At 63.2% G+C, this 13,651-nt stretch carries 10 protein-coding genes; 3 read left to right on the top strand and 7 right to left on the bottom strand.

The window, feature by feature from the left end; genetic code table 11:
* Positions 1-89 precede the first annotated feature (89 nt).
* A complete protein-coding gene (locus ACGVWT_RS17940) occupies positions 90-2,072 on the bottom strand; it encodes a ParB/RepB/Spo0J family partition protein (protein ID WP_394427595.1) in 1,983 nt (660 codons plus the stop codon).
* 189 nt (positions 2,073-2,261) lie between these two features.
* On the opposite strand from ACGVWT_RS17940, the gene ACGVWT_RS17935 reads away from it, so the two are divergent.
* Complete coding sequence (locus ACGVWT_RS17935) at positions 2,262-2,759, top strand: MucR family transcriptional regulator (protein WP_066773338.1); 498 nt, start codon at positions 2,262-2,264, stop codon at positions 2,757-2,759.
* A 44-nt stretch (positions 2,760-2,803) separates the two neighbouring features.
* Here ACGVWT_RS17935 and ACGVWT_RS17930 read toward each other — a convergent pair whose 3' ends face one another.
* From ACGVWT_RS17930 to ACGVWT_RS17920, 3 genes are read right to left on the bottom strand one after another with little or no spacing between them, the layout of a single operon-like run.
* The gene (locus ACGVWT_RS17930; protein ID WP_394427593.1) at positions 2,804-7,021 is read right to left on the bottom strand and encodes a strawberry notch-like NTP hydrolase domain-containing protein; all 4,218 of its coding nucleotides are present in this window, start codon (positions 7,019-7,021) and stop codon (positions 2,804-2,806) included.
* 36 nt (positions 7,022-7,057) lie between these two features.
* Entirely contained in the window at positions 7,058-7,918 is an 861-nt protein-coding gene (locus ACGVWT_RS17925) for a toprim domain-containing protein (protein ID WP_066773332.1), read from the bottom strand.
* Positions 7,915-8,157 (bottom strand): hypothetical protein, encoded by a 243-nt coding sequence (locus tag ACGVWT_RS17920; protein ID WP_066773330.1) that lies wholly within the window; start codon positions 8,155-8,157, stop codon positions 7,915-7,917. Before ACGVWT_RS17920 ends, ACGVWT_RS17925 begins: the two co-directional genes overlap by 4 nt.
* A 241-nt stretch (positions 8,158-8,398) precedes the next feature.
* On the opposite strand from ACGVWT_RS17920, the gene ACGVWT_RS17915 reads away from it, so the two are divergent.
* A complete protein-coding gene (locus ACGVWT_RS17915) occupies positions 8,399-8,668 on the top strand; it encodes a hypothetical protein (RefSeq protein ID WP_066773327.1) in 270 nt (89 codons plus the stop codon).
* Between the two features lie 40 nt (positions 8,669-8,708).
* Here the strand turns inward: ACGVWT_RS17915 and ACGVWT_RS17910 are convergent, their stop codons facing one another.
* Entirely contained in the window at positions 8,709-10,001 is a 1,293-nt protein-coding gene (locus tag ACGVWT_RS17910) for a hypothetical protein (RefSeq protein ID WP_066773324.1), read from the bottom strand.
* Between the two features lie 27 nt (positions 10,002-10,028).
* Between ACGVWT_RS17910 and ACGVWT_RS17905 the strand changes: the two genes are divergently transcribed.
* Entirely contained in the window at positions 10,029-11,003 is a 975-nt protein-coding gene (locus ACGVWT_RS17905) for a lytic transglycosylase domain-containing protein (RefSeq protein ID WP_231728698.1), read from the top strand.
* A gap of 145 nt (positions 11,004-11,148) precedes the next feature.
* Here the strand turns inward: ACGVWT_RS17905 and ACGVWT_RS17900 are convergent, their stop codons facing one another.
* Together ACGVWT_RS17900 and ACGVWT_RS17895 are read right to left on the bottom strand one after the other, a co-directional pair.
* On the bottom strand, positions 11,149-11,967 hold the full coding sequence (locus ACGVWT_RS17900; RefSeq protein ID WP_082731323.1) for a helix-turn-helix domain-containing protein: 819 nt from the start codon (positions 11,965-11,967) through the stop codon (positions 11,149-11,151).
* 446 nt (positions 11,968-12,413) lie between these two features.
* Positions 12,414-13,271 (bottom strand): replication initiator protein A, encoded by an 858-nt coding sequence (locus ACGVWT_RS17895; protein ID WP_066773312.1) that lies wholly within the window; start codon positions 13,269-13,271, stop codon positions 12,414-12,416.
* Positions 13,272-13,651 lie beyond the last annotated feature (380 nt).

Genomic DNA, 13,651 nt, shown 5'->3' with positions numbered 1-13,651 from the left:
AGGAAGACCGATAGTTCATAACCGCTGCTGCAATCAGGCATGCATCGCGTGAAACGGCTTCGCACTTTCTCCAACCATGCTCTTTCGGCTTAGAGTGTCATTTCGCCCTCAGCCGGAGCCGACCCCTTCTGGCACGACGCCGAGATGTCCGGCTTCTTGCTGCTCGCGTGACGGCTCGTCAGCGCAGGACCGCCGACCTCGTCGAGGAGCGACAACAGCGCGCCCTTGGGAACGCGGTCGAAGAAATTCTCCGACGTGGGACGCCACCAACTGGCAACGTCGATCTCGAGGATCGTGGCGAGGCGGTTCTGGAGCGGGATCTGCTGGGTGGCGCCGTAGCCTTCCTTCGCCTCGAACGACGTCGCGACGATCCACGCCATCCAGGCCGCCTTCGTCTCGTCGGCCAGCACTCGGAACGCCTCGAAGCGAGCGACCTTGTCGGTTGCCTCGGTCCAGGTCGCATCCAGACTGTCGTGGACCTCGGCGAGATAATCTCGCGCACGCGAGTTGGGCACGTTATTCGCCAATACCGGATCCTGCGGCAGCGCGGCGCGGATCGTCGTGCCGTTGCCGGTGCCGCGATGGCTGCGTGCTTCGATCATGGCGAAGATCATATAGTCCAGCGCGAGACCGGGGTTCGCCTGCAATGCCGCGCCGAGCACGTCGCGACGCTGGATGGCGAGCTGATCGAGGAGCACCTGGCTCATCTGCTTGCCGCCGGGGGCGGCGCGGTCGGGCTCGACGATCGCGGTGGTGCTGCCCCGGAAGCTCGACCGTCCAGTGCCCTCCTCGATGCGGAAGGTCGGGGTCTGGATACCACGCGGCGTGACCTCGCCATCGTCATCGCTGGTCGCGTCACCGTGCTCACCATCAGCCTCGCCAGCGACGTCATCGATCGCATCGGGCTCGACCATCGTGACCGTCAGAGGCGTCTCGCTGTAGAAGGTGTCGTCGAGCACCATCTCGCCCGCGTGCGACAGCGTGAGGAACGTGCCGACACGCGACGCGAGTTCGGGAGGCATCATTACCGGCCGATTTTCGAGGGCATGCAGTTCCGCAGCGAGCGCGTCGTACTGCTCCTCGATCGCGATGTACGCCTCGTCAGCCAACGTGCCGCTTTCGAGCTGCTCCTGCAGCGGCTCCAGCAACGCCTCGATCTCGACGGCGCGGGCGCCCTGCTCCTCGGTCATCGGCTCGGTCGGCAGGGCCACCGGATAGAGGCCGCGGGCGGCATCGTAGGTGCTGTTCGATGCGACCGGTCGGATCCAAGCCAGGCCGCGCTCGTCGCCGATGCGCTTCGCTTCGGCTTCCATCTTCTCGGCCGCGAGCTTCTGGACGATTTCGGGGTTCGACCAGCGATCGTCACCCTCGCTGAAGAGCTCGCGCTCGATGATACCGCCGGCGGCTTCGTAGGCGTCCGCGCCGACAAGCAATGCGACCGGATCGTTGCTGCGCATGTCGTCGTTGGCGATCATGCGACGGATCATGTCGGCGTTGTAGTAGCTGCTGTTGCCGTAGGTATTCCAGACCTTCAGCTGGCGGTCATGGCTGGCCGTCGAGCCGTATGCCTTGGCCATCTCGAGGCTGATCTTCTCGTCGGCGAGCGCATCGAAGATCGGCTCGGCGAGGTCGGCAAGCCGCAGGCGCCCTTCCACGAAGCGGCGGGTCACGCCGAACCGACGGGCAATACCATCGATGTCGCCGCCCTGAGATTGAATGATCTGGAAGCCGCGGCACTCGTCAGCCGGGTTCATCGCGTCGCGCTGGAAATTCTCGACCAGCGAGACTTCGGACAGTTCGCTCTCGGGGCCCGTCATCAGCTTGACCGGCACATCATAGTCGTCGGCGTTGATCTCGCCACGTTCGACCAGGAGCATCAGGCCCCGGTAGCGGCTTTCGCCGGCAACGATGCCGAAGTGACCGCGCGGCTTCTTCAGCGGCGTCACGATGAGGTTCTGGAGGATGCCGCGTGCGGAGATGCTCGCGGCGAAGCTCTCGGCCTTGTCGGCACGACGCTTACGGACATTGACGTCGGAGGGGACGAGCTTCGACAGCTTGACGGACTGGATCATGGGAAATCACCCTTATTGCTGAGCATCCGACATTCTCGCCGGACACCTTCTCCCTCCCCCTTCTCTCCCTGGCTCCGGCTGCTTCGGAACGTGACATGTTCCTGGCCCGTTCAGTGTTGCCGCGTGGGCGCTCCGGGCTATGAAGGTGACGTCGCGCCCGCGACCTTCCCCTGACTATCGGGATCCAAGATGAGCGAAGATACGAACCCCGTCGAACTGGCGACCGAGCTGACGATCGCGTGGCTATCAAACCCGAATACACGGACCTCGGCCGACGACGTTCCAGCTTTCCTGAAAGCGATGCACGAAGCGGTCGCGACACTAGGCGCCGGCCCGAATGAGGCGACCGCCGAGCCTGCTGCCGCTGAATATACGCCGGCTGTATCGGTGCGGAAGTCGCTGGCGAGCAAGGACCACATCGTCAGCATGATCGATGGAAAGCCGTACAAGACGCTGCGCCGTCATCTTGCGGGTCACGGCTTGACCCCGGATGATTATCGTCAGCGTTACGGGCTGAAGGCCGATTATCCGATGGTCGCGGAAGCCTACAGCGAAGCCCGTCGGGATATGGCCAAGAAGATCGGTCTCGGACGCAAGCCTGGTCAGAAGCCGGGTGCTGCAGCGGCCGAGGCCCCGGTCAGCAAGCCGCGCCGGACCAAGAAGGCTGCGGAAGCGGCCGAAGCCTGATTGGGTGGCCGGTCCGCCCGTCAGGGGTAGGATCGGCCAACCCTTCATGCCACCTTGAGGAGCTTCTCGAGGATCGTGCTGGCCTCGCCGACCGGTACGAACACGCGCGTCCGATAGGCGATGATCTCCGTGAAGCATCCCAGCGCCTTGAGGTAGGCAAGTTGCTGAGCTGGAGCGCGCTCGATCTCGATCCGCTGCGCACCGTTCACGAAAGAACGGCGGATCGTCATCTCGAACGGCCGAACCACGTCGACGCTGCGGCCCGACAGGACCGAATGTGCGATTGCCTCGACAGGCAGGTCCTCGCTCTTCGCGATCCCCAGCTTGGTGTAGAGCTGGACGACGTGTTGGTCGAACACGAGGCGGCCCAGCCACGAGTTGCCTTGTCCGTCGACGATACGGTTCACCGCGAGATGATCGGACGGGAGTGCCGACCAGATTGGCAGAAGCAGGCCCGTCGCGAGGCGGATCGTCTCGACCTCGGTCTGCCCTGCCAGTTCGGCGACCTCTTCGGCCCACTTGGTCTCGAACGTGGCGCGATCGATCACGTCCCAAGCGGACTCGAGCAGGTCGGTCTCGCCGATATATTCACGCCGGCACGGGCGCTGCAGTTCGAGCCGAGGGATCGGCTGCCCCTGTTCGTCCATCCACGGGCGAGCGTGTAGCTGCAACGCGACTTTGCCCGACCGCCCGTTCATGACAAAGGCCGCATCGCCGGCCCACTGCGCCGTTGTGAGGATGCGCTCCAAGGAAATCGGCGTCTTTTTGCGTGCGATCTCGATGGTGAGGAGATGGGACGTCGCGCCCGAAAGCGGGTCGGTGCGCAGCAGCGTATCATCGACGACGGTAGCGGTGTCCGCGGTGATGGTTTCAACGCCAACGTCGAGCGTGCCCGCTTCCCGGGCTGCAGCGACACGCGTTTCGACGAGCGAGAGGAACTCGTCGAAGATCACGTTCTGCAATCCGATCGGCAGGGCCAGGAGGCGATTGAGCCAGCGCTGGATAGGCGGCAGCTCTTCCTTCAGGCACCCGTCGCTGTCGTAGAGCTCAAGCCCGGTGCGCGCGCAGAAGTCGTCAAGAGTCGTGCTGGTCAGCTTACCTTTGTCGAGGAGGTGGAACCACGTAACGAGCGCGTCCTTGGCGTATTCGCTCTCGAGGTTGTCAGCCGGGTCGAAAAGGTTCTGCCCGCCGGTCTGGCGCTGCCCACGTGTCAGCGCGCCGAGGCTATCGAGCCGTCGTGCGATCGTCGAGGTGAAGCGGAGCTCACCCTTGCAGTCTGTCGTGACCGGTCGAAATAGCGGGGTCGAGGCTTGATGGGTGCGATGCGTGCGTCCGAGCCCCTGGATCGCTCGATCAGCGCGCCAGCCCGGCTCCAGAAGGAAGTGAACGCGCTGCTCTTGGTTCTTGGCGTCGAGGCTGGCGTGATAGGATCGTCCCGTCCCTCCAGCGTCGGAAAAGACCAGCACGCGCTTCGTGCCGGTCATGAAGGCCGCAGCCTCAACCTGGCTCGACCGAGCTGATCGGGTTTCGACCTTCTGGCGCCCCTCGGAGGTGCAAACGAGCCGTTTGGATCGGCCTGTCACTTCGGCGACGTGGTCGGTGCCGAAGTGCTCGATCAAGGCGTCGAGCGCGGACTTGATCGGCGGAAGCCCGCAGATGTGTTCGAGCATGGCTTCACGGGCGGCGATGGCGTCGGGATTGTAGACCGGATTGCCAGCCTCGTCTGCCATCGGCCGCGACCGCGCGGTGCCGGTATCGTCGGTATAGGTTTCCATCTGGCGCGTCGGGAACGCTCGCTGCAGATAGTCGGCGATATACTCGGTGGGCGACAGGTCGATCGTGGGATCGGCGCGCTCCTCTGCCGACATCTGGTTGAGCCGGCGATCGAGGATCGCTTCGGCGGTGGTCACCAGCTGAAGCACGACCGATTGCCCAGCCTTCAGGTGCTGTTCCACCGCGGCGATGACCGTCGGGAGTTTCATCGCGAGAAGGACCTGACCGAAGAACCGCTGCTTGCAGGATTCGAGGCGCGACCGGGCGGCCGCTTTTGCGCCGCTGTTGAGCGTCCCGCCTTCGAGGCCGTCGACGACGTTGGTAAACTCGAGCGCCGCCTCCATGTTCTGATGGATCACGCTCCAGGCCTGCGCATAGGTGTCGTAGATCTCGATCTGCAGCGGCGTCAGCTCGTGCTTGAGGACGTCGTATTCGACGCCTGCGAAGCTGAGCGCCCTAGCCGTGTAGAGCCCGAGCGCTTTCAGATCGCGGGCAACGAGCTCCATGGCAGCGATGCCACCTTTCCGGATCTCGGCGATGAACGTCTCGCGACCGGCGAACGCCGTCTCCGGCCCCCACAAGCCAAGCCGGACCGCATAGGCGAGATTGTTCACGTCGGATGCGCCCGTCGCGGACGCGTACAGAACGCGGGCGTCCGGGAGATGGTTCTGCAAAAGGACGCCGCAGATACCCTGCTGCGACCCATCCTTCTTGCCGAGCGCACCCTCGCCGCCCGCTACGCCGCCCATCTCGTGGGCCTCGTCAAATGCGATGACACCGTCGAAATCAGGCCCCGCCCAGTCTAGGATCTGCTGCAGGCGGCTGCTCTCGGTCCGCATCGAGCGCAGCGTCGGATAGGTGACGAACAGGACGCCCTCTTCGAGGCGGATCGCCTCGTCGATCTTCCAGTTAGAGACCGGCTGCACATCGCCCGCCATACCGCCCAGGGCGGACCAATCGCGCCGCGCATCCTCAAGGAGCGGCTCGTTCTTGGTCACCCAGATGTGGCGTCTGCGGCCCTGCAGCCAGCTGTCGAGAATGCACGCGGCCACCTGTCGCCCCTTACCCGCGCCGGTTCCATCGCCGAGGAAGAAGCCTTTCCGGTAGCTGCGGCCGTCCTCGTTCAGGGTGAGGCCAACGCCCTCCTTGTCTGGCTTGAACATCCCCGGGAGCATCTGCGACCATGCGTGTCCGGCATAAATCACGGTCTCGAGCTGCGACGAGGACAGCATCCGCTCCGAGACGGTGCGCTCGGGAAGGTGCGGGATATGGGCAGGGACCGGTGCCGGGATCGAGCCCATCGCGACCGATTCTACCAGCGCCGTCGGGTGCTCGCCGGCCGCGTCGAAGATGATCCGGCTCGGACGATAGGGAAGATACACTCCGACCTGGTCTGCGAGCGGTGCCGGAGCTGACAGGGTCGTATAGCCGACCGGCAGAACGGCGTTACGAACCGGCTTGTGGTAGGTGCGTGCCACGGCCGGCTTCGCGGTGCGTGCGGCACCGAAGAGACTTACCGCGGCAGCGGGAGCCCTCGCGCTCCGTGCTTCCGACACCAGCTCGGCTCGGGCAGGCATCTCAACCACGTCGAGGAAGTCGAGGACGGAACGACGCTGGATGACGGTGTGCGACCTACCCCCTGCCACCTTGTCGATGACGTAGAGCCGCACCGCGATGTCGGTGCCATGCTTGCGGTAGCAGCTTTCGAGCCGCAGCGACGTGCGGACGGTGCAGCCGGTGAGCACCGCTTCATAGGCAGCTTTCAGTTGCGCGCTCGGCGCGAACCAATCGGGCATGATCGCGACAATCCGACCACCCATCGAAACGCGGCGGATTGCCGCCTGCAGATGGCGGAGTGCCGCGAGATTGTCGGCGCCGCGGCCAATGCTGCGCGAGAACGGCGGGTTCATCAGAACGACGGTAGGCCGTTCCAACGAGGCATGGAGGCTCACGAGCGCAGCCCCATCGTGGCCGGTGATGATGGCATTCGGGAAGACGCTGGCGAGGCGTTCTCGACGGCGCGGATCGATCTCGTTCAGTTGCAGGCCGGCATGATGCGGCACCTGAACCGCAAGCAGCCCATTGCCGGCGCTCGGTTCCAGCACGATGTCGTCCGGTCCGATCGCGGCCATGACCGCTGCGAGCGCGCCGATATCGATCGGCGTCGAAAACTGCTGCAGCTCGATCTGCTCCTCGCTGCGCACGGTTTGCGTCGGGAGCCGTTCCATCAACGCTGCGGCATGCGTCACGCCGGCGATGTCAGCCAGTGGATAGGGCTGCTTGGCGACGTGCAGCGCCAAAGCGTGTTCCAGCATCTCGAAGCTGTCGCGCTGGGTCCAACGGCCCTCCGCGTCGGTGCCTCCGAACGCAGCCGTCATGGCGTTGTTGAGCGCGCGCCGCGTGATCGGCTCGCCAGACGCCAGTGCGAGCGCGATCGTGAGCGCGGCCGGTCGGTCGGTGACAGGCGGCAAGTCGAGGAGGTCGGACATGGAAGGCTCCCTTGGTCATGCTGCCATTCCGGCAGCTCACCGCCTCCCTCCCCCTCCCCTCTCTTTCGCCTCGAGCACCTCCGCCCAATCCTTGTAGGGCGCCGGCGGAAAGTCCGGCACGACGGTCAGGGTGTCGGACGCATATTGTTCGATGCTGCGCGCCACAGCGCGTCGCCCAGCGAGATCGCGATCCGCAGCCAGGATCAGCCGGGTGACCGACGATGGAATGGCCAGAAGGTCGAGTCGTCGTGACCCGAACGAAGACCAACAGGGGAGGCCACGCAGTCGCGACCATGCTTGGGCACTCTCGAAACCCTCTGCGAGCCCTATCGTCGAGGCCAGACCACCGCCACGCCACGCGCCATTGCCGAGGGTCCCGAGCGTCTGCTTCTCGGTGTAGGCGCTCGTTGCGGGATCGATGAAAATCCTTTGGAAAGCGACCAGGCGGTCAGCTTCGCGAACGGCGACGAGCAGTGCTGGCTTGAACACGGTGAGCGGCTTCGGCCCGAGTGGGCAGCGCGGGTGAAAGCGAATGTCGGTCGGCAGCGGTAGCAGGAAGCGCGACGCGAGATAGCGCTCCGCGCAGGTTCCTGGCACGCCACGAGCCTCATTCCATAATCGCTCGATATTGGCGGTGCCTCCTGCGCGGGTCACCTTGGGTGGCTCATAGCGCTGGCCTAGCGGTATGCGGTCGAGCTCGCGCAGGATGTCGGCAGGGTCGCAACCCGCAAAGCAGGTCACAAGGATGCCTCGATCGCCTTGTCGGAGTGACAGGCTTGGCGTCTTGTCCGTATGCGCTGGGCAGCGGCACGTCGCGACGTTCCGGTGCCAAGTTCCCCCGAGCGCGCCGACGAGGTCGACCAGCTTCTGTGACGGACGATTGGCGATCAGGGTCATGCCGGATCCCCCTCGCGTCGCATCGTCTTCGTCAGGCGCGCGATCACATATGCAGCGTCCCGCGCGGCGAAATAGCTGTCGATCGCGTCGTCGTCGTGGAGGGGGACGACATCGGCGTTCGGTTCGGACCGGCTCCGTACATAAGCCGCTAGGGCCGTGCGGGCCGATCGTTCACTGGGATGCACGTCGGTTTGATCGCGACCGTCGACGTCGCGGATGAAGAGCAGGAAGCGTTCCATGGCGAGCGGACCTCGTACCTGGCCGCCTGTACCGGCGAACCATTACCGCAAGGGAATGTCGGGCCACCCGAGCAGCCCATCCTTTCTCCCCCCCTCCGCTCTTCCTCTACCCCTGTTAAATCAGGGCTGATTTCGTATCCGTCCCGTTTACCCAGCGCTAAGCCCAGCCAAGTAGGGTGCTCTAGGAACTAGAATCGATCCGTGCTTGTTTGTCGACGCACGGCCTTAAAAAGAGGTGTGGATGTCTCAGTTTTCGCCAGTCGAGATCGCGAACTGGGTCGCCATCTATCTGGCGGCAGGAATCTGCTGCGGAATCGCCATGGTCATGTCAGTTTCGGTGACGCTTCACGAGATGTGGCAGGCCAAGGTCTGGCAAGATGCCCGCACGATCCGCGGTGCGGCTCTGCTGCTTCCGAAGACATGGTGGCGCTGGCAGAAGCTCTACCTACTTTCCACGCCCGTTACACTTGGCATAGTCTGTTACTTCGCCGCGACGATGAACTGGGGTTGATCCTCAGAGCCTGCAATTATTTAGCGGTCCAACGAGGCTTTTAGAGCCTCATCGCATTGGCGATTTGAATGCCCGCAGCATCGTCCTCGATATCACTCGGGCGTAATGTGAGCAGATCGCCCAGGTGGCGCATGCGCGGGTGGGTCACCGCCTTTGCGGCGAGATAATCGTCGTTGTCGAACCCCATCGCTTCCACAACGAGCGTGCGCAGCTCCCCGGTTTCGCGGGATCTCCCCTCGAGGACGAAGTCCGGACGACATGGGCCATCTGGTGTCATGGTATCGAAGAGCGGCTTTCCGATCGCCAGATCAATTGACTGCGAACGGAGAAGCCGTTGGGCTTCCAAGATCCGCTTGAGGGTTTTCCGCTCGAAATCCGACTCCACCGGAACGAACAGCCGGCCATTGTAAATCGGCTGTGCGTACCCCCGCAGCGGCGCATACCCATGGGCCTCCGGGTACTCGCCGGCGACAACCAGCACGAGGAACGGGCCGCTGATCCTGTTACCCCGCACCGATGGTGACTGAACCCGATTAGCGATTTCCACGGGAGGACCATCGGGCACGTAGATTTTGTGCCCTTGGATCGCGGTCGCATAGAGCAGGACGAAGCCTTGCGGCGCATGCGCCTTTGGCCAGTTTTCCGCGAGGCGTCGCAGCGTTGCATACACGACCTTGGCCTCGAGCGGCCGGGCGTGCGTCCAGATGGCGCGGCCTAACTCGATGCCGGGAGCAATCTCGATCTTTCCCGCCGCGCCGAGGATGGCGGCAAAGGCCTCCTTGATCGACCACTCCGGACCTGCGCCGATCGGCGGGACGCTGTTGGATCCGGCCGTGTCCATTAGCCGCCATAGAAGGCGAGCCAGCCGCGGCGTCGACGCGTTTCGCGTCCGATCGTCGTTGCTGTCTTCTTCCGGCCGTTGCGAGAGCTTCTCCGGCGCGGGCCTGAGCACCTCGAAAAAGCCAGCAGGCGGGTCGGTGGGCGTGTTGGGGGACCGGATCTCGGTGATCCGGTTGGTCACCTGGTCGCGGAAGAACGGGCAGTCTGCGCGATGCTCGGGACGTTTCTCGCTGGTCAGACGTCGAAGATAGTAGGTCTCCGCCTCGGACAGGAACGCGGGTGTGAGGATCGGTGGGGCCGCCTCCGCTCCAAGGCAATTGCAGGCGATCCAGCGGTGACCGATGCGCGCGTTCTGAACGAGCGTGATGCCGGCCTGCTCGTCGTGGAAGGTGCCTTTGCCCACGTACCAGCGTACCAGCGCCTCCCGCAGCGGCTGCGGAAGCTTGATGCGATTTGGACCTTTTCCGTCAGTGTCTCGATGGATCAACCACATGCTCGAAGAGCCTTTGGGCGACGTTTCTTGACCAGTTTCGCCCTCGGCCCCGGTCTTGACAAGGGCAAATCTCTTGATCTCCACTCTTTTAAACAGGGGGTCGAGGAGGTTTTTGTGCAGAAGTTTTACGCCGGTGTGGCGATCGCGAGCGTGGCGCTGGCCACATCTGCTTCGGCCGCGCCTGAAAAGCGCGGCAAGGTTCGGCGCGTTGAGCTGATCTCGATGACCACCGCGTCGGCGCTGCCAATGGCGGAGGGTGATGGCGGACCCGCCGATGACCTCCCAGCACCTGACCTCCCGCCTGAGTTCAAGGTGCACGATCTAAGCCGCCGCTACGTTGAGTTTCGGATGAAGCAGGAGCTCGCGTCGATCTTTCCCGAGGTCAGCGTATCCGACAGCCTGGCCCCGGCTGTAGCGGCGACGTCCTCCATCAGCGTGCCCGATTGGATGAAACCGGGCGTCGGATCGTTTACGGCGCCAGCCTTCGTTCCCGGCTGTGCTCCGCTCGCGTATCGGCCGTCAGGGTTTCTCTCGCGCGAGGCCGAAAGTCGGCGGGCAATTTACTATGGCATGATGAGCTCGATCGCCTGCGAACACGGCATTCCAACTGGGCTCTTCGACGCGATGATAATTCGCGAGAGCCGCTACAATCCAACAGCTCTATCGCCGAAAAACGCCTTCGGCTTCGCGCAGCTGATGCCCGGCACTGCGATGGGGCTCGGCGTGAACCGGTTCGATCCCTACCAGAACATGCGTGGCGGTGCCCGATACCTCCGCCAGCAGCTCGATAAGTTCGGCCGCGTGCAGCTCGCGCTCGCTGCCTATAATGCCGGTCCTGGCCGAGTGCGCGGGGGTCTCGTCCCCCGGATCACCGAAACGCAGGCCTATGTAACCGACATCATCGCCAATTGGTCGAGATTGACCGCAGCGCCTGGGTCACAAGCACTTCGTTCGACCTTGCCACAACCTGCCTATCGCTCGGTCGCACTCGCGCAATTCTGACCTCTCAGCGTTCGCGCCCTGCCGATGATCGACGCCAGAAAACGCATGCTCCTTTCGGGAGCAATGCGACGGCGTAGCCGGCGCTCCGACAGTCAGTCTTCGGGCCGCCGTCGAGATGCGCGTTGCGGTTTCGTTGCTCTCGCCGTCAGGCGTGAACGCCTTGGCCGGCTAGGCCAAGTCTTTCTGAGCTAATGATATATGAATCTAGGAGCGGTTGCAGGCCAGGTTGGCACTCGCTCTCTTTGGCATCGATCGCGGCGCCGAGGCGCGCGAGAACCTTGCCTAGTTGGCCGTCGACCGTCGCCAACGCATATTCCCGACGCGACAGTGAGCTGAGCATCGCGGCCGTCTGCTCGATCCGCTCGGCTTCCTGCTGGACGACATCCGCGGGCAAAGGAGCCGGACGCAGCCAGCGCGGAAGGTGAGCCTCGATCCAGGCCGGCATGAGCATGCGGTACGCATTGCTGGTTTGCTTATAGCGTGGTCCAACGCCGTCGATCTCGACGCGTTTGAAGCGACGCTGGGCAAGAACGAAGCCGAGTTCGGTCAGAAGCGCAAGTGCGCGGATGACGGTGCGGCGTCCGATACCGACAGTCTCGGCCAGATACTCGAGGGTGGGGTACACACGGCCTGCTTGGACTCGCGCGATCCTGAGCAATGCCTCGAGGACCGCCAGCGTGTTACGGCTGAAGCGCAGGATAGCGGCCTCCCGCGGTGTCGGCTCTCGTTCTTCGTGCGCGATCCTTGCGCGCAGGTTCGCCCGTCCCGCGCTCAGCGCCGCAGCGCGCTTGTAGATCCGGTCGGTTTCACCTTTGCTGGGACGCGAAAAGAAGGCGTCTTCGAACGTACCAGCCTCGATGCTGTCGCGCCGCACGGGCGCCCCAGTGCGGTGGGTTGCGCCAGATCGCGACGGCTTCCGCTTGAAGCGGGCACCGCCGAGCACGGCCAGAGCCGCCTCTGCCATTGTTATTGCAGCCAATTTCCTGCCCTCACATTGGGCCGGGACCGGGGCAAAACTCGTCCGTGGCGCGAAGCGCGCAACCCTTGAACCGAAGCTCGGAAACCAGTATATCTTGAGCGTTCAACGGCTCTTTCGATGCTTGCCGGCATCGGACATAGCGGTCTCAGGGTGCCCGGCCTCGTGCCGGGCATTCGTTTATGTGGTCACAGCCATTCCCAATTTTTCCAGGCCGCGGACTGCGACCCAGGCGGCCGCATAGTGGCGCACGATAGCCATTCGCGAAACACGCGTGATTCGTGCTTTCGACAACATTAGGCGGCTAATGTTCGTGCTTTTGAAAACACGTAGGCTGCCCCGTCCCGCGCCACGGGACAACAATTCGTGCTTTTGGAAACGCGAGAAGTTGGTGGCGCCGTGTTTGGAGTCGGCTTTCGTCGAATCGAAAACGTCTATGACGAGAGGCGCTTCACCGTGCTCTCTGGAATGATTTTGACGAGGTATTCGCGGACTGTTCGCCCGGCTGCCGTCACCGTTCCGAGACCTTGATCCTCGATCTCAAATCGAAAGCCTGGGATCGGGTCCTCTTTGATGGTTTTCGTAAGTGCGAATTTGAATTGGCGCGAGGATCCTTGGTAGCCCATCTGCAGCCGCAGATCCTCAAGCGGAATGGTAGTCTGACCGTCAACGCACAGCGATCGGGCAACCTCATAGAGTCGACGTTCGACCGGGCCGAGCTGGAAGTAGGTGGATGCGTATTCGAGGACCTGGCGGTCGACCATGATAGCCCGATACAGCCAGTCACAGAGGCGAATTTTGACCGCCTTCAGGCGCTTCACGCCACCTTCGCCCTTGCTGTATTGCAGCTTGGCCTCTTGTAGCCACGAGAAAAAGCCCTCCTCGCCTTCCCCGCCTGCTTCGATGTTGGTCTTGATCTGTGTGCCTTGAAGTCGCTCAAGAGCCTCAGACAATCTTGTGTAGGACCTAGCCGACTTGTTGACGCCGGTGACGCTGAAAAGGTCGTTCGCACTGAAGCTGAACTCCTGCCCAATGGCCTTCCCTGCCTCTACCTTGGAAACCATTAGGCTGGCGATATAGAGCAGGATTTCCTTGTCGTAGATCGTGGCCACCCCTTTTGGTCCCGGCCCGATTTCGATCGAGATGTCACCCTTTTTATAGGTAAGCGGTTGCATCCAGGCCTTCTTCGCCAACGCGAAGAACGGCCATGCCATGAGTGACCGCTCTCCGCGGACTGGTCCGTGGAGAGGACTGTCGAGCAGAAAAAGCTCGCCCTGTTCTTGCTCCGCCATTGTCAACTTACCTTCATGTGTCTCGGCATTCGCCGAGGAGAGCGGATCGGGTTCAGCCGGGATCCCCAGTGACCTCGACGCTCTCGTGTTTTTGATAATTCGCTTCCGGCGCTCTCGCGTTTTTGAAAGCACGAAAATTCGGCCGCTGGCGTTTCCGAAAGCACGAAATCCGACCCCAAAACCGGCTTTCTAGGCCCTGTTTCTGCCGATTTCGGACAGGTCCAGGCCGCCCGGCCGCCCTTCTTCGTGCTTTTGAAAACGCGAGAGGCTGTGTCGGTGTAGCGGTCGGTAAGGGGGGTCTGGATTACGGAAGCGTAAGCCATGCCTTGCCGTAGCACCGTGTCGGCTTCGGCTCAAACGGCATCATCCCCGTTTGCTGA

Origin of the sequence: Sphingomonas sp. S6, from assembly GCF_043498045.1 — a bacterium.
GTDB lineage: Bacteria > Pseudomonadota > Alphaproteobacteria > Sphingomonadales > Sphingomonadaceae > Sphingomonas.
This window is presented reverse-complemented; position numbering and strand designations above follow the sequence as displayed.